The organism is Caballeronia sp. LjRoot34 (assembly GCF_964253815.1).
In the GTDB taxonomy this organism is placed as follows: domain Bacteria; phylum Pseudomonadota; class Gammaproteobacteria; order Burkholderiales; family Burkholderiaceae; genus Caballeronia.
The window spans coordinates 1,532,685-1,556,175 of the sequence record NZ_CAXUSB020000003.1; the positions used below are offsets into that span (position 1 = coordinate 1,532,685).

Genomic DNA, 23,491 nt, shown 5'->3' on the forward strand with positions numbered 1-23,491 from the left:
TTTGCGATGCCTGTCTCGCCGCCTACGATGCAAGGTCAATTTTCGCGTGATCGCCTCAAGCGACCGCATGACCGCAGCGGACCCTTCCACGGGCCGCTCGACCTTCGACAGGATCCGGTTAGATGAACGCAAGACTTCTCGCGCTCGTGGGCGTGACGACCCTCAGTGCCGGTTTAGTACTGAGTGGCTGCAGCAAATCCGAATCCGCTTTGCCTCAGCAACAAACGTCAGCCAAACCGGTTTCGGGCGGCGCGCTCACGTGGGGTGTCACGACGGAACCCGCGTGCTTCGATCCCCATCGTTCATCGCAACAAAACGCGTTCTGGGTGATCCGCAATTTCATCGATTCATTGATCAGCAAGAAAACCGACGGTACCTACGCGCCGTGGCTGGCCAAGTCATGGACGGTCGCGGACGACGGCAAAAGCTACACGTTCACGCTGCGCGACGACGTCAAGTTCACCGATGGCACTCCGTTCAACGCGGCAGCGGTCAAGGCCAACTTCGACTACATCCTGAACAATGTCAGCACGACCTCGGCATCGGCTTCGCTACTGGTGCATTTCGACCATGCGGAGGTTGTGTCGCCGACGGTGATCAAGCTCGTCATGAAGCAGGCCGATTCGACGACACTCGAATCGCTGTCGAGCGTGAAGCTCGGTTTCATTTCGCCTAAGGCGCTCGCCGAGAACAAGGACCTGTGCGGGGGCGGACCCGGCATCGTCGGGACCGGACCGTTCGTATTCAAGTCGTATCAGCGCGGCCAGTCAGCGGTCTTCGAACGCAATCCGGACTATCAGTGGGGACCCGGGAACGCGCAGCATCAAGGCCCGGCCTATCTTGATCGCGTCACGTACCGCTTCCTTCCGGAAGCCGCTGTACGCACGGGCGCGCTCAGTTCGGGGCAAGTCGATCTGATCGAAGGCGTGCAGCCCACCGATATCGCCGTATTCGACAAGGTCGATGGATTCCAGTACCTGACCGGTCCGTCGGCGACGACCTCGTTCACGCTCAACATCAATTACACCGTTGCGCCCGCGAACGATGTACGCGTGCGCCGTGCGTTGCGCGACGGCTTCGATCTCGACGGGATCGTCAAGAGCGTGTATCTGGGTACGGTGCGGCGCGCTTATTCGAACATCGGACCGGACAACGCGGACTACGACGCGAGTCTCAAAGGATCGTGGGGCAACAAGATAGCCGAGGCTAACAAGCTGCTCGACGATGCCGGCTGGACGCAGCGCGACAGCGACGGTTTTCGTACGCGCGAGGGTAAGCGGCTCTCCATTGAGGTCGGCTATCCGCAGCCCTACGTACGCGACAGCCGCGACGTGCTGATTCGCGCGGTGCAGTCCGAGTTGCGTCAGAACATTGGGCTTGATCTCGGCTTGCGCATCACCACGGCAGGTGACTTTGCCAACCAGAAGGCGACCGGCAACTGGACCATCTATCCGAACACCGACAACCCATCGGACGTCGCCATGGAGCTATGGGACATGCTGGGTGACCAGGGTTTCCTCTACAACGCCATCAAGAATCCCGACACAACCCTGGTCGACGATATCAACCGTGCCCGTCTCTTGCCCGTGGGCGAGGAGCGCCGCAAGCTGCTCGCCAAGATCCAGACGCGTGCGGTGGATCAGGCGTTCATTGTGCCGCTTTTCGCGCCGGCTTATCACCTGGCCGCGAAGTCGAACGTGCATGGTATCGGCTTTGAACCGGAACTGGACGGCCCGGCGAGTTCTTACGACCTGTGGGTCGAGGCACAGACCGGGCAGGCCAAGCAGGGAGGCTGAGATGCTTCAAAAGATCGTTACGCGCTTGCTGACCGGTGTGCTCGTGCTGTGGCTTGCGGCTACGGCCGCGTTCGTGGCTATTCACGCATTGCCCGGACGTATCGAAGATGTGCTTGCCGGGGATCTGGCGTATCCCGGCTTGCGCGAAGCGATCGCGGCGCAATGGGGACTCGATCGCAGTCTTCCCTGGCAGTACGGGCAATTCCTGCTGCGGCTGGGTCATGCAGATCTCGGCACGTCGTTCGTGATGCAACAGCCTGTTTCTGCCGTGCTGCGTAGCCAGCTTTTGCCGACAGCGGAGCTGGCGGGATCGGCCGGGCTGCTGGCCATCGTGCTGGCGATCCTGATTGCCACGCTGACCGCCGGGTCGGCATCGAGACAGGGTGCATGGGGTACTCGTATTGCGTCGGTGCTCGAACTCACGTTCACCTCCACGCCGGTATTCTGGCTCGGCATGTTGTTGCTGATCGTCTTCTCGTTCCAGTTGCGCCTCTTCCCGGTGTCGGGCGCGAGCGGCTGGCGTTCGCTCGTGCTGCCCGCGGTCACGCTGGCGTTGCCGACGGCGGGCATCTTGTCGCAAGTGATGCGCGAGGCGCTTGAGGCGGCGCTGGAAAAACCCTTCGTCACCACGATCCGTGCGCGGGGCGTAGGCGAGCTTGCGCTGCGCTTTCGGCACATTCTCCGGCATGCATTACTGCCAGTCGTGACGCTTGGCGGCTGGCTCATCGGCAGCCTGCTCGGCGGCGCGGTGATTACCGAAAAAATGTTCGGACGGCCCGGCATTGGCAGCGTGACGCTCAATGCGGTCACCGCGCAGGACGTGCCGGTCGTACTCGCCGTGGTGCTGCTCGCGGCCTTCGTCCACGTGGTGATCTCGACGCTGCTCGATGTCGCCTATCTGTTCATCGACCCAAGGTTGCGCAGCCAATGAGCGAGATCATTTATCCGGCCCCGCCCGCCAAGCGGTCTTCGGAGTGGTCGATACAGACCATTCCCCCAAGCGTATTGCTTGCTGGCATGTTCTTGCTGGCGCTAGCCGTTGCCATTGCTTATCCACCGCTCGTCACGCACTTCGATCCGCTCACAAGCGACATCGCGCAGACGCTCCAGCCACCCGGCGCGCAGCACTGGTTCGGCACCGACCGCATTGGCCGTGATGTTTTCTCCCGGGTGATCTACGGGGCGCGTTATTCGCTGCTGATCGGACTTGCCAGCATGCTCGTGAGCCTGGCAATCGGACTTGTAATTGGCATGACGGCTGGCCTCGGAAAACGTCTCACCGATGAATCCGCTTCGCGCGTGTTCGACGTGCTTTCGGCCTTTCCTCCCATCCTGTTGTCGCTGTTCGTCGTGACGTTTCTCGGTCAGGGCATCGTCAATATTGCGATCGCGGTAGGCATCGCGGGCATTCCGAAATTCGGGCGGGTGCTGCGCAGCCAGACACTCGTGGTGCGGCGTGCCGACTATGTCACGCACGCTGTGAGCTATGGGCTCTCGCGCAGCCGCGTGTTCCTGCGTCATGTGCTGCCCAACGTGCTGGTTGTCGTGCCGGTGATCGCGACCATCGACATTGGCAGCGCGATCATCGCGGTATCCGGTTTGAGTTTCCTGGGGCTTGGGCCGCAGCCGCCGACGCCCGAATGGGGCGTCATGCTCGCCGAAGGCCGCGACGTGTTGCGGGTCGCGTGGTGGCCGAGCGTATTCCCCGGGCTCGCGATTACGCTGACCGTTATCGCGTTTTCGGTGATCGGCAAGTTTTTGCAACGCAAGGTCGAGGGACGAACGCGATGACAGCCACCGAGCATCAGCCGAAAAAACTAGTCGATATCCGCGGCCTGACCATTCGCTTTTCGGGCGCCAACGGGGGCGAACCGCTTGTGCGTGGTGTCGATCTTTCCATTCATGCCGGCGAGTGCGTGGCACTGGTGGGCGAGTCGGGTTCGGGCAAGAGTCTGACGGCGCGTTCGCTGCTTGGTCTGGCGGGACCGCATGCATTGATCGATGCCAGCCAGTTCGATATCGATGGACGCCAGGCGCTGCGCTTCAGCGAGCACGATTGGCGCTCGCTGCGTGGCACCTTCGCAGGACTGGTGATGCAGGACGCGCTCGTTTCGCTTGATCCGCTGCGCACGGTGGGTGCGGAGATAGGCGAGGTGCTGGTGCATCATCGGCTCGCACGGTCGCGCCGCGAACGCCGGGAGCGGGTTCACGCGGTGATGCAGGACGTTGGTATTGCCGAGCCGGAACATCGCTCGAATCAGTATGCGCACGAGTTGTCCGGCGGTTTGCGGCAGCGGGCGCTGATTGCCTCGGCCATAGCAGCGGGACCCGCGCTCGTGATCGCCGACGAACCGACTACGGCGCTGGATGTGACCGTGCAAGCGCAGGTCCTCGCGGTTCTTGCGGCGCGTCTCGAACAGGGCGTGGGTGTGCTGCTGATCAGCCACGATCTGGCGGTGGTCGCCGGTGTGGCCGATCGTGTGCTCGTAATGCACAACGGTGAAGTGGTCGACAGCGGAACTACCGAGAGCGTGCTGAACAATCCTTCGCATCCGTATACGCGGCAGTTGCTGGCCGCGCAACCGTCGGCGCAGTCGCGAGGGTATCGGCTAAGTTCGGCGCGGTTCGTGACGGCAGTGACGGCTCACGGCGAAGCCAAAGGGGACACCGCCGCCAACGCGCCGCTGGTCGTGCGCGAGCCCTTGCCGCCGCGACGTGCCCGCTCGCAAAAGGTCGTGCTGCGCGTTGAAGGTATCGGCAAGCATTATTCGCGGCGTGGCGCACATCGCGGCGAGACTTTTACTGCGCTGCAGGACGTCTCGTTCGCCGTGCATGAAGGGGAGGTGCTGGGTATTGTCGGCGAGTCCGGTTCCGGAAAAAGCACCTGTGCGAACATTGTTCTGGGACTGGTCGAGCCGGATGCCGGCAACGTTGAATTTCTCGATACGCGCTGGAACGGCAACGGAGTCTCCGAGCGCTCGCGCCGTGACTTGCGGCCACGCCTTCAGTATATTCCGCAAGATCCGCTCAGTTCGTTCGACCCGCGTCATACAGTGGGCCAGTTGCTTGAAGAAGCGTTGTGGTCGAAGCGCTTGTTGAAGCCGGCGTTGCTTGCGAAAAGCGTCGGGCTGCTTGAACAGGTTGGACTCAGCGCAGAGTTTCTCGACCGTCGCCCAACGTGGCTCTCAGGTGGACAGAGGCAGCGCGTGGCAATCGCGCGTGCGCTTGCTCCGGAGCCTGCACTGATTGTCTGCGACGAGCCTGTGTCCGCCCTCGATGTTTACGTCCAGGCACAGGTGCTCGACTTGTTGGCGGAGTTGCAGGGACGGCTGCATACGTCGTTGCTGTTCATCTCGCACGATCTCGACGTCGTGCGTCATATCAGTGATCGGGTGCTGGTCTTCAAGGATGGCCGCATTGTCGAAGAAGGCGAGGCCGAACGCGTGTTCGCAGCACCTGAGCATGCGTACACGAAGCTTTTGATGTCATCGACGCCGGCGTTTCGGCGTTCATACCTTGATGACAAGATCAGGACCGAAGGCCAGTTACCGGAGCACGAGATGTACTGACGGCTCCGCGCTTTAAAGAGCTGGCGGCTGCGGCCGGGCAGTGTTCATGTTGAACTCCCGCCCGACTCTGTCTCTTCAGGCCGCCACCGCGCCTGCCTTCTCGGCAGAGTACTGGTTAGCAGGCCGCGCAAGGCAAAGATTAGCGCGCAGCGTCCGGCCTTCATACTCCGTCCGAAACAGCCCACGGCGGCGCAACTCCGGCAGCACCAGTTCGATGAAATCAGTCAGGCTGCCCGGCAGAACCGCGGGCATGACGTTGTAGCCGTCGGCCCCATATTGGACGAAGCGTTCTTCCAATTGATCCGCGATCTGCTCAGGCGTTCCGACCACTTGCCAATGTCCGCGTGCGCCCGCCACGCGCAGATAAAGCTGGCGAATTGTCAGATTTTCGCGCCGTGCCAATTCAAGCGTAAGCAGTTGACGGCTCTTGCTCGCGTTCGTTTCCGGCAGCTCGGGAATCGGGCCATCGAGCGGGTAAGCCGACAAGTCGAAACCACCGGTAAGGCCCGAGACCAATGCGAGACCTACCGCCGGGTCGATCAGCGATTGCAGATGCTCGAACTTTTCGCGCGCCTCGCTTTCGGTGCGCCCGACAATGGGCATCACTCCCGGCATGATCTTCAGCTCATCCGGATGACGCCCATGTTGTTCGAGGCGGCCTTTGACATCGGCATAAAAATCGATCGCGTCCTGAAGGGTTTGCTGCGCCGTGAAGATAACCTCGGCCGTACGGGCGGCCAGCGCCCGGCCAGCTTCCGATGATCCTGCCTGCACGACCACCGGCTGACCTTGCGGCGAGCGAGCAACGTTCAATGGCCCCTTGACCTGGAAAAAGCGTCCTTTGTGATCGAGGACGTGACGCTTGGCGGGATTAAAGAAACGGCCTTGCTCCTTGTCGCGCAAGAATGCATCGTCCTCCCAACTATCCCAAAGCCTGTCGACGACTTCTGCAAACTCGGTCGCCCGATCATAGCGCTCGCCATGATCGAAATGCTTGTCGCGATTGAAGTTCTTCGCTTCATGCTCATTCGACGAAGTAACGAGGTTCCATCCCGCGCGGCCGCCGCTGATATGGTCGAGCGATGCAAATTTGCGGGCGATGTGATACGGCTCGTTGAAGCTGGTCGACGCCGTGCCGACCAGACCGATGTTCTCTGTCACGGCAGCCAGTGCCGACAGCAACGTGATGGGCTCGAACTGCGCGATGTAGCTGTGAGCGGTGCGGCTCAGGAAGTCCAGGTTATCGCCTCGGGTGCCGACGCCATCGGCGAGAAACAGAAGATCGAATTTCGCTGCTTGCGCCGCTTGGGCAAGCTGCACGTAGTGCCGGAAATTAACGCCGGCGTCAGCCTGGGCGTCCGGGTGCCGCCACGCGGCAATGTGATGTCCTGCAGGATAAAGAAAGGCGCCTAGGCGCAGTTGTCCGGTTCGCTTGGCCATGGAGTGTGGGATCGGGATGCTTCGTGAAAGGGGACGCCGTCGTGCGTGAATTAGCTTGGTGCGGCTGCATGCTCAGGCGCTTTTGCGCCATAAGTGCTGGTTCTCCGGACGCGCCAGACCGAGATGCTCGCGCAGCGTCGTGCCTTCGTAGGCGGTGCGAAAGATGCCGCGCTGGCGAAGGATTGGAACGACGCCATCGACGAAGTCCTGCAATCCACCCGGCAATGTATCGGGCATGAGGTTGAAGCCGTCGGCGGCGCCGGCCCTGAACCAGCGTTCGATGTCATCGGCGATCTGCTCGGGCGTGCCCACGATAACGCGATGACCCCCGCCTCCCGCAAGCGCCCGAATGAGTTGGCGCACGGTGTAGCCGTGCTGCCGGGCTTGCGCCAGCGTGGCGTGAAAGAACGTGTGGTTGCCGTTGCCCTGGCCGGGCAGGGACAGGTTGTCCGGTAGTTGCTCATCCAGCTTGAGACGATCTGGCGTCACGCCCAGGACACCGGCCAGCCGGGTGAGGCTATAACTCCATGGAATCAGGTCCACCAGTTCATCTCGGCGACGCAAGGCTTCGGCCTCCGTTGCGCCGATGATCGTGGTCAGTCCCGCCAGTACCTTCACGGCGTCGGGACCCCGCCCAAAGGCTGCTGCGCGCGCCTTCAGATCGCGTCCGTAGGCTAATGATTCGTCGAACGATTGCGAGGCCGAGAACACCGCCTCGGCATGGCGCGCCGCAAGCTCGCGGCCGTCGCCGGAAGCGCCGGCTTGCACCAGCACCGGATGTCCTTGCGGCGAACGCGGCACATTCAACGGACCTTGCACCGAGAAATGCGTGCCTTGATGCGAGACGGGATGAACCTTGGCGGTATCGACGAATAGTCCGCTCGTTTTATCGCCGATGATCGCGCCGTCTTCCCAACTGTCCCAGAGCGCCTTGACGACGCTGGTGAATTCCGCGGCGCGTGCGTAGCGCTCGGCGTGATCGGGCACTGCGTCGCGGCCGAAATTGCGTGCCGAGCCCAGGTCCGCGGTCGTCACGACGTTCCAGCCGGCGCGACCGCCGCTGACATGGTCGAGCGTGGCGAAGCGGCGCGCGATGTTGTACGGTTCGTTGTAACTGGTGGACGCGGTGCCGATCACGCCGATATGCGAGGTTGCTGCCGCGATGCTGGCGAGCAGGATGGTCGGCTCGAGCGCGGTGATCGGGCGAAAGTCGATCTGGTCGGCGATGGAGGCGTTGTCGGCGAGAAACACGGCGTCGAAGCCGGCTGCTTCTGCGATTTGCGCGACCCGCACGTAGTGACGGACGTCGATGAACGCTTGAGGATTGGCGTCGGCCAGGCGCCATGCGGACGGAACGAAACCCGAATGCAGGATATTGACGTTGAGGTGAAGTTGTCGCGGGGGAGTGTTGGGAAGTTGGGTCATCTTGCTCTAGCGCTTATTAGCTGACTTTGGATTCTTGATCGGACAGCCGCGCAAAGCGACGAATAAATCCGCCGATCGATATACGATAAGGAGATTTCGCTCGCGCCGGTGGACGGGGGGTGGGTTTTGGGGTTGGTGGTTGGGGGTTATGCCAGGGGTGGTGGTTTCGGGGTTAGTGGTCGGGGGTCTATGCCGGGTTGGTGCTTTCGGCCTTAGCGGTCTGCGAGAGTCGGATTTTCTCTTTATCACTATTAGCCACTGTGCGTGGCGGCACGTCATTTCTTTGTCCAAAGCGACAAAGAAACGAAGCAAAGAAAACGCTTTCAACCACGCTACCCTAAGTGTCCACAGCGTGCAGTTTTGATTCATAGGTGCCCCAAAAGCACGGTGCTCGCCAGAGCGGAGGATGTGTGAACCCCTCCTTCTCGCGAATCCTGACACGAACACGCTTCGCCCCGTACGCTCTCGGGCAAGCACGAATTGCCCGGGAACCAGCACGGCCTCACGCGTCTTTTCGGTTTCGTTTTTTGGTGCGTTGGCTACGTGGTCTGAACAGTTGTTTCCGCCCGCAATGGCATCTCGCGTATTGGTACTTCCGTGTTTGTATTTCCGTATTGGTACTTCATTTCTTGGCGGGTTAACTGCGTGGACCACGCGCTTATTTTCGCGACCTCGTTTTCAGCAGGGTTGGCGACGTGGTTCGAGGCGCGTACACATTTGGTGGTTGGTCGTCCGCGGATAGCGCGGGGTGCCCCTTGGGCAGGTTCAATCACTGGTGGCGAAGCGTGTGGGTATCGGTGTTCGGAGAAGGAGGGGTTCACACATCGGTGGCTCTGGCGAGCACCGTGCTTTTGGGGCACCTATGAATGAAAACTGCACGCTGTGGACACTTAGGGTAGCGTGGTTGAAAGCGTTTTCTTTGCTTCGTTTCTTTGTCGCTTTGGACAAAGAAATGACGTGCCGCCACGCACAGTGGCTAATAGTGATAAAGAGAATATCCGACTCTCGCAGACCGCTAAGGCTGAAAGCACCAACCCGGCATAGACCCCGACCACTAACCCCAGAACCCCCCCCCGGCACTAACCCCGACCGCCAACCCCGGAAACCCAGCACCCCGACATCGACCCACCCACAAACCCTAACCCCCCCGGGCGACGCCCACAAAACCCGACATCTACATATGGTTAGCACCTATCGTTCGTTGCCGGCAGCTTGGCGTGACACTTATCCTCATCAGTTCGCACCAGTTCAAATTGTGGAGAAGTGAATGACGACGTCAGCACCGGCGGACGCTGCGCTTTACGCGCGTTTCGCGGAGATATTCGAGCAGATCGGTAAAGGCACCATAGAACGCGAGCAAGGCCGTGAACTCGCTCGCGATGCCGTCCAGAGTTTGAAAGACAGCGGCTTTACCGCCTTGCGGGTACCACGCGAATATGGCGGCAGCGGTGTTTCATTGCCGCAGTATTTCCGTCTTCTGACGCGTCTGGGCGAAGCCGATTCGAACCTGCCGCAGATCATTCGCGCGCATTCCGGTTTCATCGAGCAGCAACTGGAAACCGGCGATGACGCAACACGTGAGCGCTGGCTAGGTCGCATCGCGAAAGGCGAGACTATCGGAGCGGCTACGTCGGAGCGCACCGGCTCCACGCACAACAGCGTGACCGTCACATCCGACGCGGATGCGGGCTTTGTTCTGCTAAACGGCGAGAAGTACTACAGCACGGGTACGCTCTATTCGGAATGGATCAACGTAGCCGCGCACGATGCGCAGACCGATCTCCACGTGCTGGTTCGAAGCGATGCACCAGGTGTTGCGCGCACCGATGACTGGGACGGTTTCGGCCAGCGTCTGACCGCCAGCGGTACAACACGTTTCGATAACGTACGCGTTCCGGTCGATCAGATCCTGTCGCGCTACAAGGCGTCAGAGCCCCGCCGTAATTCCTTGCTGACCGCTTTCTACCAGACCGTGCACCTGGCGACGCTCGCGGGTATTGCACGCGCGGTATTGCGCGATGGCGTGGCCTTCGTTCAGGGCCGTACCCGCACGTTTGGTGTAGCGGGGCAGTCGAGCCCGCGCGACAATCCGCTGGTGCATCGCGTAGTGGGACGCCTCGCGAGTCTCGCGTATTCGGCTGAAGCGCTGGTTGAGTCGGTAGCTGCGGCGCTCGACCGGGTGCATCGGGCGCGCAACGCGGGGGTGGCAACGACAGCGGACTACATTGCCGTCGATATCCAGGCTTACCAGGCCCAGCAGATCGTGCTTGAGCAAGTGCTCGAGGCAGCCACACTGTTATTCGAAGTGGGCGGGGCGTCAGCGACGAGCGAGGCACGCCGGCTCGATCGCCACTGGCGCAATGCGCGCGTGATTGCTTCGCACAATCCGGCGATCCAGCGTGAGGCTGCGGTTGGTAATTACCATTTGAACGGGACCGCGCCCGAGGAGCGATTCAGTCTGTCGCATTCCGCCGCGGATACAGCCGTGCCCGCCTTCAAACAAGACGCGGCGCATGGAGAGAAACCGGTGATGCAGGACGACGCATTTGCCAGGACTGGCAGATAGGCAGATAGAACGAACAGAAGGGAGACCGGGGTCTTCGGACCTCGATCGCGGCTGACACGCTACCGCGTGTTGGCGCGCAAAAAAGTTACTACGGGGTGCGGCCAAAGATGGCCGCACCCCGTTTTCATCCGCGTAACGGTTGAAAACCAGCCGCCGTGACGGCCGGATCAAGCTCAGGCTGGCACGATGTTCGATGCCTGCTTGCCCTTGGGGCCCTGCTTTACTTCAAACGTTACCTTCTGGTTTTCTTGAAGGCTTTTGAAGCCTTCTGCCTTGATTTCCGAAAAGTGTGCGAACAGATCTTCGCCGCCGTCATCGGGTGTGATGAAGCCGAAGCCTTTTGCATCGTTGAACCATTTGACCGTACCGGTTGCCATGAGCGTATCCAAAATTTAGAGCTAACGAGTGAGAATAAAACCAGAGCGCCGAGCCGCGTCGCATTGCATTGTTGTGACAAGACTTCTCTAAGTCCATGAGCGCGTCCGTAACAAACAGTCGCTGCGGCGCTATGCGCTTTTGGAATTATGGCGAATCAATTGTACGCCGCGCCAATAATTATTGAAGCTTTCCAAACCGGAAAAGCCGAAATGGCTGCGGAATGCGAAATTCAGTCGGCCAGAGAGCCGGCGCCGAGCCCAAATAATGGGCCTTTCACAGACTTCAGTCGTTCTTCAGTAGTTCGTCTGGACAAAGGGATTATCCAGATTGATGGCGCCAATGCCCAAAACACGGAACTTTCTGCCGCCAATATTCCGGAGTTTCCCAATTTTTCCTCATCTCTCGTAATCCGCTAATTCGACACGGATGTGTGCACAACCACTTTTTTGCCGTTTGTCGGAATCGCCCATGCAATTTTTACAAACCCCGGGCGGCTAGCTCAAGTATTTCGAGTCGACGGTAATTTCCCGTCCCCCAAGCACCGAACCTTGGTGCGTTATTCGCCTTCGGACAGTCCAATATGCGCGGCGTCGAGTCACGGCTGTTCGTGACTGCACGGCAATGAATGAAGTTGGTCTCGACGGGCAAAAAATTCCAAAGCAGCGATCGACACCGCTCAATGACAAGCGATCTGCCCAAGCGGCGATCACCCTGCATGCGCGCGTTCGCGGGTTGCGGGCCGCAATCCACGTTTCGATTCTCTCTGTCAGATCGGCTGGCAACGTGTGTTCGGTTTCGCTGGCGCTCCCTATGAGCATGAAAAGGTCGGATTTCGGCAAGGTTTCGTTTTTTGAGGGCAACCCGTATCTGTCAGGATTAGCAACTGCTGCCGGGCTTTCGACTTCCTCTTTTCATGTGACTGAGTTCCGATGAACCGAATCAAATCCAAGATCGCCTGGACCGCCAATCGACAAAAAACAATGACCGAACCAGCAGATGCCCCGCCGGTCAGTCGGAGTGCCGCCAGCAATGTCGGTGTCCCTGTTTGTCCAGGCTGCGACATGGTTCTAATGGCGGGTATCGGGAAGGGGTTGGCGCGCGGCTTCTCCCTTAGATGCCCTATGTGTTATCTCGTGTGCACTAGCAGTTAGCAAGTTAGTTGACGCGACTCTGCTTTGGTTTCGACGAAAGCGAGCCCGCGATGAGTCAATGGAAACACTTCGACCGGGGCATGGTCGCCTATGCATAGGTTGGTATTTATGCCGCAAGCGAGGCTTGCGCGCCTGGTCAAGATCATGCCCACGCGTGGACTGAGCTGACATGCGGCGATGGTATGCCCGGTCAAGCGTTTCGTTCCGGGGTTCGTTACGTGCTCGAACCGCCGTGGGAGTTCGGGGGCGACTCATCACGCAGCAACGACATTCGCAAGAAAATCCGCAAGCCGGTTTCTTCCGCACAATGATGTAACGACGTATCCAGGATCGATATCGTAGACGTGTAGTTTCGGAGTGAGGCACATCCTGGCAGATCGGGTCGCGCCATAGTACCGGTTTGGTACCCGGCCACAATACAGCGCAGACCCGGACGTTCCGCATGCCGACCTTACTGCGTGGTGGTACCCGTGCCGCCGGTACCACCCGTGGCACCTCCGCCCGGTGTGCCACCTGAAGAGCCGCCACTCGCAGCAGTACCTGCTGCCGTCACCGCCGCAGTCAATGTTGCTACTGGCTCGCCAGTGACGTTGATCGCACCAGCCGCCGTCAACTGATCAAGATCCTTATCCTGGCCTTGGCCGACCGTGAATGCCGTTGTCAGGAACGCCGACGACGATAACGTGATGCCATAGGTATCCTTAACAATCTTCGCAACTGCCGTTTCCGCGTTGGCGATCGTCGAACTATTTGAGAGAGCGCTTTGATAGGTCGAATTAGTCGGAAGAGCGGCAAGCAAGTTATCAACAGTCGTGCCCAGCTGGCCTGCCAGATAGCTCAACAGCAGCTCGGTCAGCGACGTGATGTTTACCGTTCCGGCGCCTGGGGCGAAGGAGTGCAGCGTCGTCGCACCGCCGCTCGCGGTGATCGTGCAAGGACCATCGAATTTGAACGTCACAGAAAATGCACCGTTTGCATCAGTGGTGGTATTGGCCGAACCGTTCTTGCAAACAAATGATATTGCACCGTTTTGCATGGGCGCGCCAATAGCAACGGTGCCGTTGATTGTGCCGTTGGGGGAGCTGCCGCTGCTGCCGCTGCCGCCGCAAGCAAATAGCGTACTGGTAGCGAGAGCGATCGATCCAAACTGCAAGCAACGCAATACCGGCGTGTTAAAGCGATTCATGGTTTTCCCCAAAAAAATTAGTCTCAGTCACCAGGCTTCACCGCCTGTCCTGTACTTGCACTTACCCGGCAATTGCCCGCCGCGCGGGGACGGTCGATACGCGATTTTCATGGGCTCGTCTGCGCCGATGGGGGAGTGGCGCCCGGGACCACATATCGGAAGTACGCGTCGCGCATCCGATATAGCTGTGTCGCGAAATATCCAGCGCTGAATCTCCCGCTGTTCAGCAGATCCTGCTGCGTGCTGTAGTCGAATCCGAGGGTTTGAGCCGCGTTGCCCGCTATGTAGTTGGTTGAACCGACCCGTGTGCGGAAATCTTGCGTGAACTGCGTCGCGCCGGAGAGCTGCACGAGGCCCGGCTTCATGCCCTCACGTGGCGTAAGCGGGAAGCTGATCGCTGCACCGACAAAGCTGCCGTGGCCGCTATGGTCGCCGTGGATGCTCACCGAGACATCGTCGAACCAGCGTGTCACGGTGAGCAACGGTCCCTTGTCGCCGCCGACATATCGCGCGGCGCCTGCTTCGATCCACAGGTTCCACGATGGCTGAACCCATCGATAAGTCAGCACGGCGTTCTTCACATCTGACAACGTATCGTGCGCGGGCTCGCCATGCAGGTAAGCGAGCTGTAACCGGATCAGGTCCGGTCTGCCCGGCACGAATGCTGTCGTCTCGTTCTCGACGCCGAGATAGTCGTGTTCGAACTTGCCTATTGCCGTGACGTTGAATATCTGCGGCGCGATCCAGAAGCTTTGAGCAAGCGCTGCCGTGGTCAGGCCACCGCGCAATCGGTATTGACTAAAGACGCGGCCGTTGTTGAGGTTTTGGCTGTTGAATAGCGGCGCAATTGTGTTTGTATAAAACTCAGCCCCGCGCCAGAGCGGAACGAAGGTCTCAACACTCGCACCCACCGAATAATCGAAATTGCCGTATTCCGTACCAAAGAGATAGTTCGTAATTGGCTGAACACGAACGCGGACGAGCCCATGCTTGTGCTCGTCGCCATGCCAGGCGACCTGGTCCGAATCATAGGTCGGACGCGTGCGCATCGTCAGGGAGGCGTTGACCGCCGCTTGCGCGCCGTTCTTTAAAAATTCTGCGTAAGCGGCCCGTGAGACGCTAACTTCGCCGACCGGTTGATTCGCTTTCTTGATCACCACGCGCAGATGTCCAACGTTTGCCGGAGCCTCGGCCGTTGCCACGCCGAATACAATGCCCAGCGCATCTGCTTCGTTCTGGTTATATCGATGATTTTCGTATTCAACGATCAGGTCGTCGCCCACCATGCCGGCGCGCACCCGTTCGAGTCCAGCCGATGCAAGACGCTGGACAATTTCGTCCAGCACGGCGGGGTCAGGCGCAACGGAAAGTGTGCGCGCGAACGAGGTGGTGGGCGTGGCGTTGTCGTCAAGGCTCGCCATCGATGAGCGCGTTGCGGACGCGTATGCAACCGATGCGCCCTTGAAATCAGGCGGGTGGTCTACCCATGCATTCGACAGCGACACACTGTTGAACGCCGACGGCGCAGTGTCGATGGGCGTGGGCACTTCAGCTATCGGAGGCGGCGCGTTCTCGCATAGGTCGCCGGTACAATTTGTAGCCGTGAATCGCTGACCGAATGGGATTTGCACCGCAACTGCAAAGGAGGTTCTTGGCGCAACGCCATTTGTGGCCTTCAACGAACGAACCAGCGTCCCGATCACGCTTGCATTTGCCAGCCAGGGGATTGAGGGCGAGCGATAGCGCAGGCCGGCGTAAGGCGTTTTAGAATCGTCTTCCGCTAGTACCGACAAACCGGTGTTCCAAAGCGATACCTCTGCCCCCCCGAAGGCGCCGCTTAGCCGATCACCCTGGCCGTAGCCGGCAGTCAGTGCGAGCGGACCGAAAGTCTGTGATACCACGCCATACTTTGAACGAAAATAATGGGTTTGGCCCCCGATGTCGGTGATGCCAAATGCAATGCTTGGTTGATACCTGAAAAAAATCGGTATCTGGACTTTCGCGTTCGCCATCAAGTGACGAAAGACAAAATGCTCCTCGTCGGCGAATTGGACGTGGGTGTCCGCTGGGTAGTTCGCCAGGCCGCCGGATACTTCCACATACGGAAAAAGCCCAATGCCAGCCCAGTACACCTGCGAGCCGGTCGCGGCCCTCCCGTACCGGGGATCAATATAGTCATTAGCCTGTGCTTCGAAAGTGCCTTGCGGCAGAACGAAAGCCGACGGGATCGTCAACCCCCCTGACTGGCCTAGCGACGAGAGCGTCGGATCAGCCGCATATGCCGACGTGGAAAATGCAAGTACGACTCCAAGGAGATGTGCCTCCCGAACGAGGCTATGCTGATCGCATCGTTTTTTTTTATGCATGTGATCCAACATCGAAGCCGTGCATCGATTTGATCATTATTTAGTTATATTGAACAATTATGGGAGGGAGTGAGCGGATTGGTTCACGCGATTCCAGCGAGCGATGCACTGCTTTCACTGACGGTAAAAACAGGCAACGTTCAATTGGTCGTCATCAGCCAAAGGGGTGTCATCAGATGTGCCAGAAGGGACGCACCTCTCGTGTGGAAAGTAACGATTAGATAAGGTCGCATGGCTTATGAGACTGCGCACAGCGTTTGCAGTAGTTTGCATTTTCGCTGCTTGTTTTCGCGCCGCCTATGGCCGACTGTCGATGTAGAACTGTAAGAGAAGGTAATTGATTCGATCCGACATAACCTTGACGTCTTTCGCCAATGGGATGGTCCTAAAAGCGCAGCGAGGTGGATGCGAAGAAGGTCCAAAAAAAACCTACTCGCCCGGTAGCGGGCGAGTAGGAAACCGAGGTTATATCGCTCGACTGAGAGGCGAGCAAGGGAACTTTAAGCGATCAATGAATGCGGCGAAAGGCCCTTACATAAGAAGACAAGATTTTGACGCTTTTGAGCATATCCTTGGGAAGGCGCACTGCCAGTGGCATCCAATAGTTCGTGTGGGACGGGGCGATGATTTTTTCGGCAAGCAACGTTTTATTGCGTGCAAGACTGGCACGTTCGAAAATAACGAGCTTTGCTAAATCACCCTCCGTAGAGGATCCAGAAGATTAGGGTTGCAAATTATTATTTAATCGGAGCGCGCCGCAGTCGATTTGTTTTAGCAGTGAGTTGACTTCACCACGCGACGTGATTTTCGTGCAAGCAGGAAAAAGGCCGACAGCATGTGTCGGCCTAAATGTTTCCGTTGTCCGGGGAATCGCCGAAACTTCAGAGAATGCTCTCTTAGAGCGGCGCCTGACTACGCCTCGGCCATTTTCATGGCAATTGCCGCCGAGATACGTACGGCAGTGTATGCCTCCACGTCACGGCATCAATCGGCGCTCCAACTCCAGTCGGGCGATCAGACGTTGCAGCACATTTTCGGTGTGTCCTGGCAGCGACAAAAACTTGAAACCAAGAATGAAGCGTGGGCTTCTGGCAATACCATCGAGGTCGCGATAGGACACAAACTGGAGGTCGAGCGAGATAGGACTTTGGCCGCTGAAATGAAGCTCGGCGTCGCGCACGATACTGCCCGTGTCAAGGTTGCCCAGATGGTCATCTATCATGCGTAGAGCAACGCCACTAAGCGACAGGTCGACAATCTCTGCACGGAAGCGCTCGCCGTTTGCTAGCGAACCGCTGCAGAGGTAGGGATCCAGTACGGGTGTCCGGACCCGGAAATACTCACGTCTCTGCCTGCAAAGAAGGACCGATGGAAACCTTCCCTTGAAGGCCGCCTTCCCTTCGAAGGAGACAGGTTGCACGCCGTCGACCGAAAATTCCATACGGATGCCGCGCGGTGCCGCGTGGAAAATCCAACGGACTCCACTGAGTGTCACTTCGAACTTTATTTGATCAGCATTCGAATCAAATATGAATGTCCGCGCGGCAATGTCCACATCGAGGATGCGCGTGATGGTGTGCTGTTCTCCATAGTCGGCTGTCAGGTTGTCGAGCCGATGGGCAAGGCTACGCAACAGTCCGCCAATTTCAAGCGGGTTGCTTATAGAACCGTCGTTCCAACTGTCACTTTCGGGAATCATTTCTCCGCTAGATCCGTGCCATCAGGTGTGCTGGATCGGAGAGACGAATCTCGCAAAGGAGATCGCTACGATTAGACAGGTTTTCGATTTGGGCTTCTGTCAACTGGCTGATCAGAACGGCGGTTTCGTCAGACACGCCGAGCAACTGGCCGCCCTTGATATCTCCCTGTCTTAACGCGCGTTGCGCAAGCAGCAGATAGGACCGGTTGAATTCTGATATTGCCTGCAGCATGCCGCTATTCTCTTTAAGCACCGCTCGCTCCAGATGATTTTTAGCCAATTTTCGATGCCAAAGGGTAATCGAGGGTTGGGGCGTTGGTCCGACATAAGCATGGTCTTTTTTGCCAGACACAGGCGTGCCGGTAAAGTCGTCCTGTGCGCCGCTCGTCCACAAACGAGTGGCTCAACTGAATGTCCGAAATCATCGAGATGGCGTTCAGCGACAAGTTTTTGACTGACCTTGTCACACGTGCGCGGCGATGATGCATGCCAACAGTGATCAATCGGTACTTGAGGTCCTTGGGTTTGGCGATGGGCGATTCGGGTCCTTCCGGAAGCCCTGTCAGATCGCATGCTGCCGGTGGTGGCGCGGGCGCAAGACTATACCGAAGACGCACTATAAGCATCAGGATCCCAAGAATACACATCGTCCCACGCTTAGGTATCCGCACTGTTGCGGGCGGCGTTTCCCGTCGTTGAAAGTCGGGCGTAGATCAAGGCATCGATTAGGACCAGGCACGGGTGAGCGGGAGTCAGTGATCTGGTTGCGCTCAGAAAGCACGTAATCAGAAATTTGATTCTCTGACACTGGTTGGCAGCTATCGGCTTAGCGAGCATAGACACGCGAGCACGATTCGAGGGGAGAAACGGGGTGAAGGGATTTCTAGCGCGTATATGCGATGTCGTGTTGATCATGGCGGGAGCTGCTGCAGCTGATCGGTTGACCTTCGGGACCGTCATGCCACATCGGCTTTCACACGTTGTATTCGTCGCCATTGCGCTTGCTCTGGCGGCTAACGTGCTTCCCGCATTCGGAATCTATCGATCATGGAGAGCACGCTCGATGCCCCAGTTGGCAATGCGCTTGTTGCTCGCATGGGGAGTCGTGCAGGCTGCGGGAACTTTGGTGATTCTGGGTTTGGACAGGTTGGAAACCGTGCCGATGACATGGCTGTTGTACTGGACAGGTCTGACGGGGGCTGCTTTTGTCGCGGTGCGGATGTCGATTTACGCCACGCTGGGTTGCTTCAGGCACGCGGGACTGGACGTTCGGCCCGTCGCTGTTGTGGGTTGTGGGGCTCACTATCACCGGATAGTGAGTGACATTGAAGAGAATGCGACCTCCGGGTTCCGAATCGCGGCGAGATTAGACTGGAAAGCAGGTGAGACTAGTGAGCCGTCACGATCCGTCACGCCGGTATTCCACCAGCTGGATGCGCTGGCGGCACACGTGCGTGAGACCGCTATAGGGGAGTTGTGGCTCGCTTTCCCTTTGTCAGAAGAACGGCTGGTGCTTCGATGCATCGAGCTGTTCCGCGATACGCTCGTGAACATTCGTTTCCTCCCTGACATTCAGGGTCTTTCGGTCAATCGCGGTGGGGTCTTGAATCTGTTCGGCGCACCGGCAATCAGCCTGTCTGCGCAGTCCATGAGTCGAGATGCAATGACAGAGAAAGAGACATTCGATCGGCTCTTCGCTGCGGTTGTCCTGCTTGTCATATCGCCCGTTCTGGTTGCTATCGCGATTGCCATCAAGCTTTCTTCTCGAGGCCCCGTGCTATTCAGGCAGAAGCGAAAGGGACTTGATGGGCGAGTGTTCACTATCTACAAGTTTCGCACGATGCGTCCTCACGGTCAGGCGCATGGCGTAGTACAGCAAGCAACGCGCAATGACCCGCGCATCACTGCGGTCGGGCGTTTTCTGCGCCGCACGAGTCTTGACGAACTACCGCAGTTTTTCAATGTTCTGCGAGGTGAGATGTCGGTGGTGGGGCCGCGGCCGCACGCTCTTGAGCACGACGAGTTATATAGACCGTTGATTGAGGGATACCTCGATCGATATCGTGCGAAGCCGGGTATAACCGGCTGGGCGCAGGTCAATGGTTTCAGAGGGGAGACCGACAAGATCGAGAAGATGGTGGCTCGCGTCGAGCACGATCTTTACTACCTCCAACACTGGTCGTTCGCGTTAGATATGCGCATTGTGGCTGCAACAGTGTTGAAGGGGTTTACTCACAGTACGGCTTATTGATGCGCCTACGGAACCGTGTGTCAGATTGCCTGCGGGCGAGCGGCTGATGGCTATGCGGTGACGACAAAGAATTGGTCAGACATTCGAACCATGTATAAACAGGATTGCTAAGGGTTATCTATGATTCTTGTGACTGGAGGTGCCGGGTTTATTGGCGGAAACTTCATACTCGACTGGCTGCAGAGTTCCGACGAGACCGTGGTGAATGTCGACAAACTGACTTACGCAGGCAACCTTTCGACGCTTGATTCGCTGCGAGGCAACCCGAACCATATTTTCGTACGCGCGGATATCTGTGATCGCGCCGCGATCGATGCGCTGCTGGCAGAGCACAAGCCTCGTGCGATTCTGCACTTTGCCGCGGAAAGCCATGTGGATCGCTCGATTCATGGCCCGGCGGATTTCGTGCAGACGAACGTCATAGGTACGTTCACGCTGCTCGAAGCAACCCGCGCCTATTGGAGCGCGTTGTCCGATCAACTGAAGAACGCGTTTCGTTTCCTGCATGTCTCTACTGATGAGGTCTATGGCTCACTCTCATCGACCGATCCACAGTTTTCGGAGACCACGGCTTACGCACCGAATAGTCCTTACTCGGCAACGAAGGCTGGTTCGGACCATCTGGTGCGTGCATATCACCACACCTATGGCCTGCCGGTTCTGACGACGAACTGTTCCAACAATTACGGGCCCTATCAATTCCCCGAAAAGCTGGTTCCGCTGATGATCAACAACGCCGTCGCGGGCAAGGCGTTGCCGGTCTATGGAGACGGTAGGAATGTACGCGATTGGCTATACGTTGGGGATCACTGCAGCGCGATTCGCGAAGTGCTGCTGCACGGAAAGCCGGGTGAAACCTATAACGTCGGCGGCTGGAATGAAAAGACCAACCTCGAAGTGGTACACATGCTGTGCGATCTCCTGGATCACCTCAAGCCCCGCACGAGCGGTTCGTACCGAGAGCAAATCACGTACGTGAAGGACCGCCCGGGACACGATCGCCGCTACGCAATCGATGCACGCAAGCTTGAGCAACAGCTCGGCTGGAGGCCCACAGACACGTTTGAGACTGGAATGAAGAAGACTGTGCGGTGGTATCTGAACAACCAGGCGTGGTCCGACGATGTGGCTTCGGGCGAGTATAGACGGTGGGTTGAAACCAACTACGCGCAGCGCGAACTTACGAGCACGGACTAATCATGGCGCGCAAAGGAATTATTCTCGCAGGCGGCTCGGGCACACGGCTTTATCCAATTACGCATGTGGTGTCGAAGCAGTTGCTGCCTGTGTACGACAAGCCGATGATCTACTACCCGCTATCAACCTTGATGGTGGCCGGTATTCGCGATGTGTTGATCATCTCGACGCCGCAGGACACGCCCAGGTTTGAGGCAATGCTCGGTGATGGCAGCCAATGGGGCATGAATATCAGCTACGCGGTGCAGCCGTCGCCAGATGGGTTGGCGCAGGCATTTGTCATCGGGCGCAGTTTTATTGGTGACGATCCGTCGACCTTGATTCTCGGCGACAACCTGTTCTATGGGCACGACCTTGCCAGGCAACTGGCGAACGCGGATGCCCGCGCCGATGGGGCGACCGTATTTGCGTACCACGTGCAGGATCCGGAACGCTATGGCGTGGTCGAATTCGATCGGGATTTCCGTGCAGTGTCGATCGAAGAAAAGCCCGTCAGACCGCGTTCGAACTATGCGGTGACCGGGCTGTATTTCTATGACAAAAACGTCTGCCATATCGCGGCCGACATTACACCGTCCGCCCGCGGCGAGCTTGAGATTACGGACATCAATGCGCGTTATCTGGAAGACCAGAAGTTGAACGTCGAGATCATGGGTCGCGGCTACGCGTGGCTTGATACGGGGACCCACGACTCGCTGATCGATGCCGCGACGTTTATCGCGACCTTGCAAAAGCGCCAGGGACTGGTGGTCGCTTGCCCCGAGGAGATCGCCTACCGCCGTCACTGGATCGACGACGAACAGTTGCTGAGGCTTGCTACGCCGCTCGCGAAGAATGCATATGGCCAATACCTGCTAAATCTTCCTACGGACCAGGTCGCATGGCCATCAAAGTAACCGCTACCGCGCTTCCCGAAGTCAAGCTCATTGAGCCAAGGATCTTTGGCGACGATCGGGGCTTCTTCTATGAAAGCTTCAATGCGTTCGAATTCTCCGAGCAGGTTGAGTCGGGGGTGAATTTTGTGCAGGACAACCATTCTCGATCCACACGTGGCGTATTGCGGGGACTGCATTATCAGATCGAGCACGCGCAGGGGAAACTCGTGCGGGTAGTGCAAGGCGAGGTGTTTGATGTCGCCGTCGATATCCGCAGGAGCTCGGTGAATTTTGGCAAGTGGGTCGGGGTACATCTGTCGGAAGAAAATCATCGTCAATTGTGGGTTCCGGCAGGATTTGCGCATGGGTTCGTGGTGCTCTCCGAGGCCGCACAGTTTCTCTATAAGACCACTGACTATTGGTACCAGGAACACGAGCGTTGCATCGTCTGGAACGACCCGGAGATCGGCATCGAGTGGCCGGGCGACTTTGAACTGCTGCTGGCTGAAAAGGATGCTGCAGGGAAACGCCTGTCCAACGCGGAGTGCTATTTGTGAGCACATCCTCGACGTTGTGCCTGCCAAAAACCATTCTACTAACCGGCGCACAGGGCCAGGTCGGGTTTGAACTCGTGCGCAGTTTGCAGGGACTAGGTCATGTCGTAGCGCTTGATCGTAATAAGCTGGACCTTGCCGATCTAAATGAAGTCCGTCGCGTTGTCCGTGAGATCAGGCCGGCGATGATCGTAAATGCCGCTGCTTATACCGCCGTCGATAAAGCCGAAAGCGACGTGGATGCGGCAATGCGCCTGAACGCCGAGGTGCCGGCTCTGTTAGCGGTTGAGGCGAGGCGGCTGAATGCGGCGCTCGTTCACTATTCGACGGACTATGTGTTCGATGGCGCCAAGAATGGGGCCTATGTGGAAGACGACGTTGTCAATCCACAGAACGTGTATGGCAGGAGCAAGCTCGCGGGCGAGCAGGCAATCGCTGCTGCCGGCTGTCATCACCTGATATTCCGCACGAGTTGGGTGTACGGATCGCGGGGGAAGAACTTCTTCCTGACGATGTTGCGGCTTGGCGCGGCGCGGGAGGAATTGAACGTGGTGGCGGATCAGTTCGGTGCGCCGACATGGTCGAACACGATTGCCTCGTTGAGCGCGAATATCTTGGCGCAAGCGATTGGGAGCGGTCGTAGCGACTGGTGGTCGCAGCATTCGGGGATTTATCACCTGACGGCATCCGGCGAGACGTCGTGGCACGGCTTTACCGAAGCTATCTTCGAACTGTCTGGTCTGGAAAAGAAGCCGCGTGTGAAAGCGATCCCGGCTGTGTCGTATCCGACCTCGGCGGCTCGACCCGGCAACTCACGGCTGTCGAATGATAAAACCGCAGCGAGCTTCAGAGTGTATGCGCCTGACTGGCGTGAGGCATTGGGGTTGTGCATGACGGGGAATTGAGCGTTGGGGCGTCGGAGCGGCTTTTAATACTGGCCGCTTCGACTTGCTTCATATAGCACTCCTGAAATTTTTAGCAGATAGCAACCGATGCGACACCCGCTTCAGGGCACTGCAGCGTAACCCGACGGCAATA

19 protein-coding genes are annotated in these 23,491 nt (G+C 58.3%); 12 read left to right on the forward strand and 7 right to left on the reverse strand.

What is annotated here, in order from left to right:
* Window positions 1-122 precede the first annotated feature (122 nt).
* Genes ACSQ36_RS37785 through ACSQ36_RS37800 form a run of 4 tightly spaced genes read left to right on the forward strand, consistent with a single transcriptional unit; the run spans window position 123 to window position 5,365 of the window.
* Window positions 123-1,796, forward strand: a complete 1,674-nt coding sequence (locus tag ACSQ36_RS37785; RefSeq protein ID WP_436186057.1) for an ABC transporter substrate-binding protein — start codon at window positions 123-125, stop codon at window positions 1,794-1,796.
* A gap of 1 nt (window position 1,797) precedes the next feature.
* On the forward strand, window positions 1,798-2,727 hold the full coding sequence (locus ACSQ36_RS37790; RefSeq protein ID WP_436186058.1) for an ABC transporter permease: 930 nt from the start codon (window positions 1,798-1,800) through the stop codon (window positions 2,725-2,727).
* A complete protein-coding gene (locus ACSQ36_RS37795; RefSeq protein ID WP_436186059.1) occupies window positions 2,724-3,587 on the forward strand; it encodes an ABC transporter permease in 864 nt (287 codons plus the stop codon). Before ACSQ36_RS37790 ends, ACSQ36_RS37795 begins: the two co-directional genes overlap by 4 nt.
* Window positions 3,584-5,365 carry a dipeptide ABC transporter ATP-binding protein gene (locus tag ACSQ36_RS37800; RefSeq protein WP_436186060.1) on the forward strand — a complete coding sequence of 594 codons (1,782 nt, stop codon included), beginning with the start codon at window positions 3,584-3,586 and terminating at the stop codon, window positions 5,363-5,365. The genes ACSQ36_RS37795 and ACSQ36_RS37800 overlap by 4 nt, the downstream gene beginning before the upstream one ends.
* A gap of 75 nt (window positions 5,366-5,440) precedes the next feature.
* On the opposite strand, the gene ACSQ36_RS37805 is transcribed toward ACSQ36_RS37800, so the two are convergent.
* Window positions 5,441-6,805, reverse strand: a complete 1,365-nt coding sequence (locus ACSQ36_RS37805; protein ID WP_436186061.1) for an LLM class flavin-dependent oxidoreductase — start codon at window positions 6,803-6,805, stop codon at window positions 5,441-5,443.
* Between the two features lie 72 nt (window positions 6,806-6,877).
* Window positions 6,878-8,230: an LLM class flavin-dependent oxidoreductase gene (locus ACSQ36_RS37810; protein ID WP_436186062.1), complete on the reverse strand. Its 1,353-nt coding sequence runs from the start codon at window positions 8,228-8,230 to the stop codon at window positions 6,878-6,880.
* Between the two features lie 1,267 nt (window positions 8,231-9,497).
* Here ACSQ36_RS37810 and ACSQ36_RS37815 point away from each other — a divergent pair.
* On the forward strand, window positions 9,498-10,796 hold the full coding sequence (locus tag ACSQ36_RS37815) for an acyl-CoA dehydrogenase family protein (RefSeq protein WP_436186063.1): 1,299 nt from the start codon (window positions 9,498-9,500) through the stop codon (window positions 10,794-10,796).
* A gap of 173 nt (window positions 10,797-10,969) precedes the next feature.
* Here the strand turns inward: ACSQ36_RS37815 and ACSQ36_RS37820 are convergent, their stop codons facing one another.
* On the reverse strand, window positions 10,970-11,173 hold the full coding sequence (locus tag ACSQ36_RS37820; RefSeq protein ID WP_031356584.1) for a cold-shock protein: 204 nt from the start codon (window positions 11,171-11,173) through the stop codon (window positions 10,970-10,972).
* 147 nt (window positions 11,174-11,320) lie between these two features.
* Between ACSQ36_RS37820 and ACSQ36_RS37825 the strand changes: the two genes are divergently transcribed.
* Window positions 11,321-11,590 (forward strand): hypothetical protein, encoded by a 270-nt coding sequence (locus ACSQ36_RS37825; protein ID WP_436186064.1) that lies wholly within the window; start codon window positions 11,321-11,323, stop codon window positions 11,588-11,590.
* A 205-nt stretch (window positions 11,591-11,795) separates the two neighbouring features.
* Window positions 11,796-12,107 (forward strand): hypothetical protein, encoded by a 312-nt coding sequence (locus ACSQ36_RS37830; RefSeq protein WP_436186065.1) that lies wholly within the window; start codon window positions 11,796-11,798, stop codon window positions 12,105-12,107.
* Between the two features lie 669 nt (window positions 12,108-12,776).
* Here the strand turns inward: ACSQ36_RS37830 and ACSQ36_RS37835 are convergent.
* The 4 genes from ACSQ36_RS37835 to ACSQ36_RS37850 all read right to left on the reverse strand — a co-directional run bounded on the left by ACSQ36_RS37835 (window position 12,777) and on the right by ACSQ36_RS37850 (window position 17,970).
* Window positions 12,777-13,361 (reverse strand): carboxypeptidase regulatory-like domain-containing protein, encoded by a 585-nt coding sequence (locus ACSQ36_RS37835; RefSeq protein ID WP_436186066.1) that lies wholly within the window; start codon window positions 13,359-13,361, stop codon window positions 12,777-12,779.
* A 257-nt stretch (window positions 13,362-13,618) separates the two neighbouring features.
* Window positions 13,619-15,877 (reverse strand): YjbH domain-containing protein, encoded by a 2,259-nt coding sequence (locus ACSQ36_RS37840; protein ID WP_436186067.1) that lies wholly within the window; start codon window positions 15,875-15,877, stop codon window positions 13,619-13,621.
* Between the two features lie 976 nt (window positions 15,878-16,853).
* Entirely contained in the window at window positions 16,854-17,576 is a 723-nt protein-coding gene (locus tag ACSQ36_RS37845) for a flagellar brake protein (protein WP_436186068.1), read from the reverse strand.
* A gap of 7 nt (window positions 17,577-17,583) precedes the next feature.
* Window positions 17,584-17,970, reverse strand: a complete 387-nt coding sequence (locus tag ACSQ36_RS37850) for a flagellar transcriptional regulator FlhD (protein ID WP_436186069.1) — start codon at window positions 17,968-17,970, stop codon at window positions 17,584-17,586.
* A 441-nt stretch (window positions 17,971-18,411) separates the two neighbouring features.
* Here ACSQ36_RS37850 and ACSQ36_RS37855 point away from each other — a divergent pair, with 441 nt between their 5' ends.
* The 5 genes from ACSQ36_RS37855 to rfbD all read left to right on the forward strand — a co-directional run bounded on the left by ACSQ36_RS37855 (window position 18,412) and on the right by rfbD (window position 23,358).
* Window positions 18,412-19,827 carry an undecaprenyl-phosphate glucose phosphotransferase gene (locus tag ACSQ36_RS37855; protein WP_436186469.1) on the forward strand — a complete coding sequence of 472 codons (1,416 nt, stop codon included), beginning with the start codon at window positions 18,412-18,414 and terminating at the stop codon, window positions 19,825-19,827.
* Window positions 19,828-19,947: 120 nt separating this feature from the next.
* Window positions 19,948-21,024: a dTDP-glucose 4,6-dehydratase gene (gene rfbB, locus ACSQ36_RS37860; protein ID WP_436186070.1), complete on the forward strand. Its 1,077-nt coding sequence runs from the start codon at window positions 19,948-19,950 to the stop codon at window positions 21,022-21,024.
* Between the two features lie 2 nt (window positions 21,025-21,026).
* Complete coding sequence (gene rfbA / locus ACSQ36_RS37865) at window positions 21,027-21,920, forward strand: glucose-1-phosphate thymidylyltransferase RfbA (protein ID WP_436186071.1); 894 nt, start codon at window positions 21,027-21,029, stop codon at window positions 21,918-21,920.
* Window positions 21,905-22,456 carry a dTDP-4-dehydrorhamnose 3,5-epimerase gene (gene rfbC, locus ACSQ36_RS37870; RefSeq protein ID WP_436186072.1) on the forward strand — a complete coding sequence of 184 codons (552 nt, stop codon included), beginning with the start codon at window positions 21,905-21,907 and terminating at the stop codon, window positions 22,454-22,456. The genes rfbA and rfbC overlap by 16 nt, the downstream gene beginning before the upstream one ends.
* Window positions 22,453-23,358 carry a dTDP-4-dehydrorhamnose reductase gene (gene rfbD / locus ACSQ36_RS37875; RefSeq protein WP_436186073.1) on the forward strand — a complete coding sequence of 302 codons (906 nt, stop codon included), beginning with the start codon at window positions 22,453-22,455 and terminating at the stop codon, window positions 23,356-23,358. Before rfbC ends, rfbD begins: the two co-directional genes overlap by 4 nt.
* The last annotated feature ends 133 nt before the right edge of the window (window positions 23,359-23,491 follow it).

Bases quoted from the DNA above. Each gene is read 5' to 3' on its own strand.
- ACSQ36_RS37785 (WP_436186057.1), top strand. From the start codon at position 123: ATGAACGCAAGACTTCTCGCGCTCGTGGGCGTGACGACCCTCAGTGCC.
- ACSQ36_RS37790 (WP_436186058.1), top strand. From the start codon at position 1,798: ATGCTTCAAAAGATCGTTACGCGCTTGCTGACCGGTGTGCTCGTGCTG.
- ACSQ36_RS37795 (WP_436186059.1), top strand. From the start codon at position 2,724: ATGAGCGAGATCATTTATCCGGCCCCGCCCGCCAAGCGGTCTTCGGAG.
- ACSQ36_RS37800 (WP_436186060.1), top strand. From the start codon at position 3,584: ATGACAGCCACCGAGCATCAGCCGAAAAAACTAGTCGATATCCGCGGC.
- ACSQ36_RS37805 (WP_436186061.1), bottom strand. From the start codon at position 6,805: ATGGCCAAGCGAACCGGACAACTGCGCCTAGGCGCCTTTCTTTATCCT.
- ACSQ36_RS37810 (WP_436186062.1), bottom strand. From the start codon at position 8,230: ATGACCCAACTTCCCAACACTCCCCCGCGACAACTTCACCTCAACGTC.
- ACSQ36_RS37815 (WP_436186063.1), top strand. From the start codon at position 9,498: ATGACGACGTCAGCACCGGCGGACGCTGCGCTTTACGCGCGTTTCGCG.
- ACSQ36_RS37820 (WP_031356584.1), bottom strand. From the start codon at position 11,173: ATGGCAACCGGTACGGTCAAATGGTTCAACGATGCAAAAGGCTTCGGC.
- ACSQ36_RS37825 (WP_436186064.1), top strand. From the start codon at position 11,321: ATGGCGAATCAATTGTACGCCGCGCCAATAATTATTGAAGCTTTCCAA.
- ACSQ36_RS37830 (WP_436186065.1), top strand. From the start codon at position 11,796: ATGAATGAAGTTGGTCTCGACGGGCAAAAAATTCCAAAGCAGCGATCG.
- ACSQ36_RS37835 (WP_436186066.1), bottom strand. From the start codon at position 13,361: ATGCAAAACGGTGCAATATCATTTGTTTGCAAGAACGGTTCGGCCAAT.
- ACSQ36_RS37840 (WP_436186067.1), bottom strand. From the start codon at position 15,877: ATGCATAAAAAAAAACGATGCGATCAGCATAGCCTCGTTCGGGAGGCA.
- ACSQ36_RS37845 (WP_436186068.1), bottom strand. From the start codon at position 17,576: ATGATTCCCGAAAGTGACAGTTGGAACGACGGTTCTATAAGCAACCCG.
- rfbB (WP_436186070.1), top strand. From the start codon at position 19,948: ATGATTCTTGTGACTGGAGGTGCCGGGTTTATTGGCGGAAACTTCATA.
- rfbA (WP_436186071.1), top strand. From the start codon at position 21,027: ATGGCGCGCAAAGGAATTATTCTCGCAGGCGGCTCGGGCACACGGCTT.
- rfbC (WP_436186072.1), top strand. From the start codon at position 21,905: ATGGCCATCAAAGTAACCGCTACCGCGCTTCCCGAAGTCAAGCTCATT.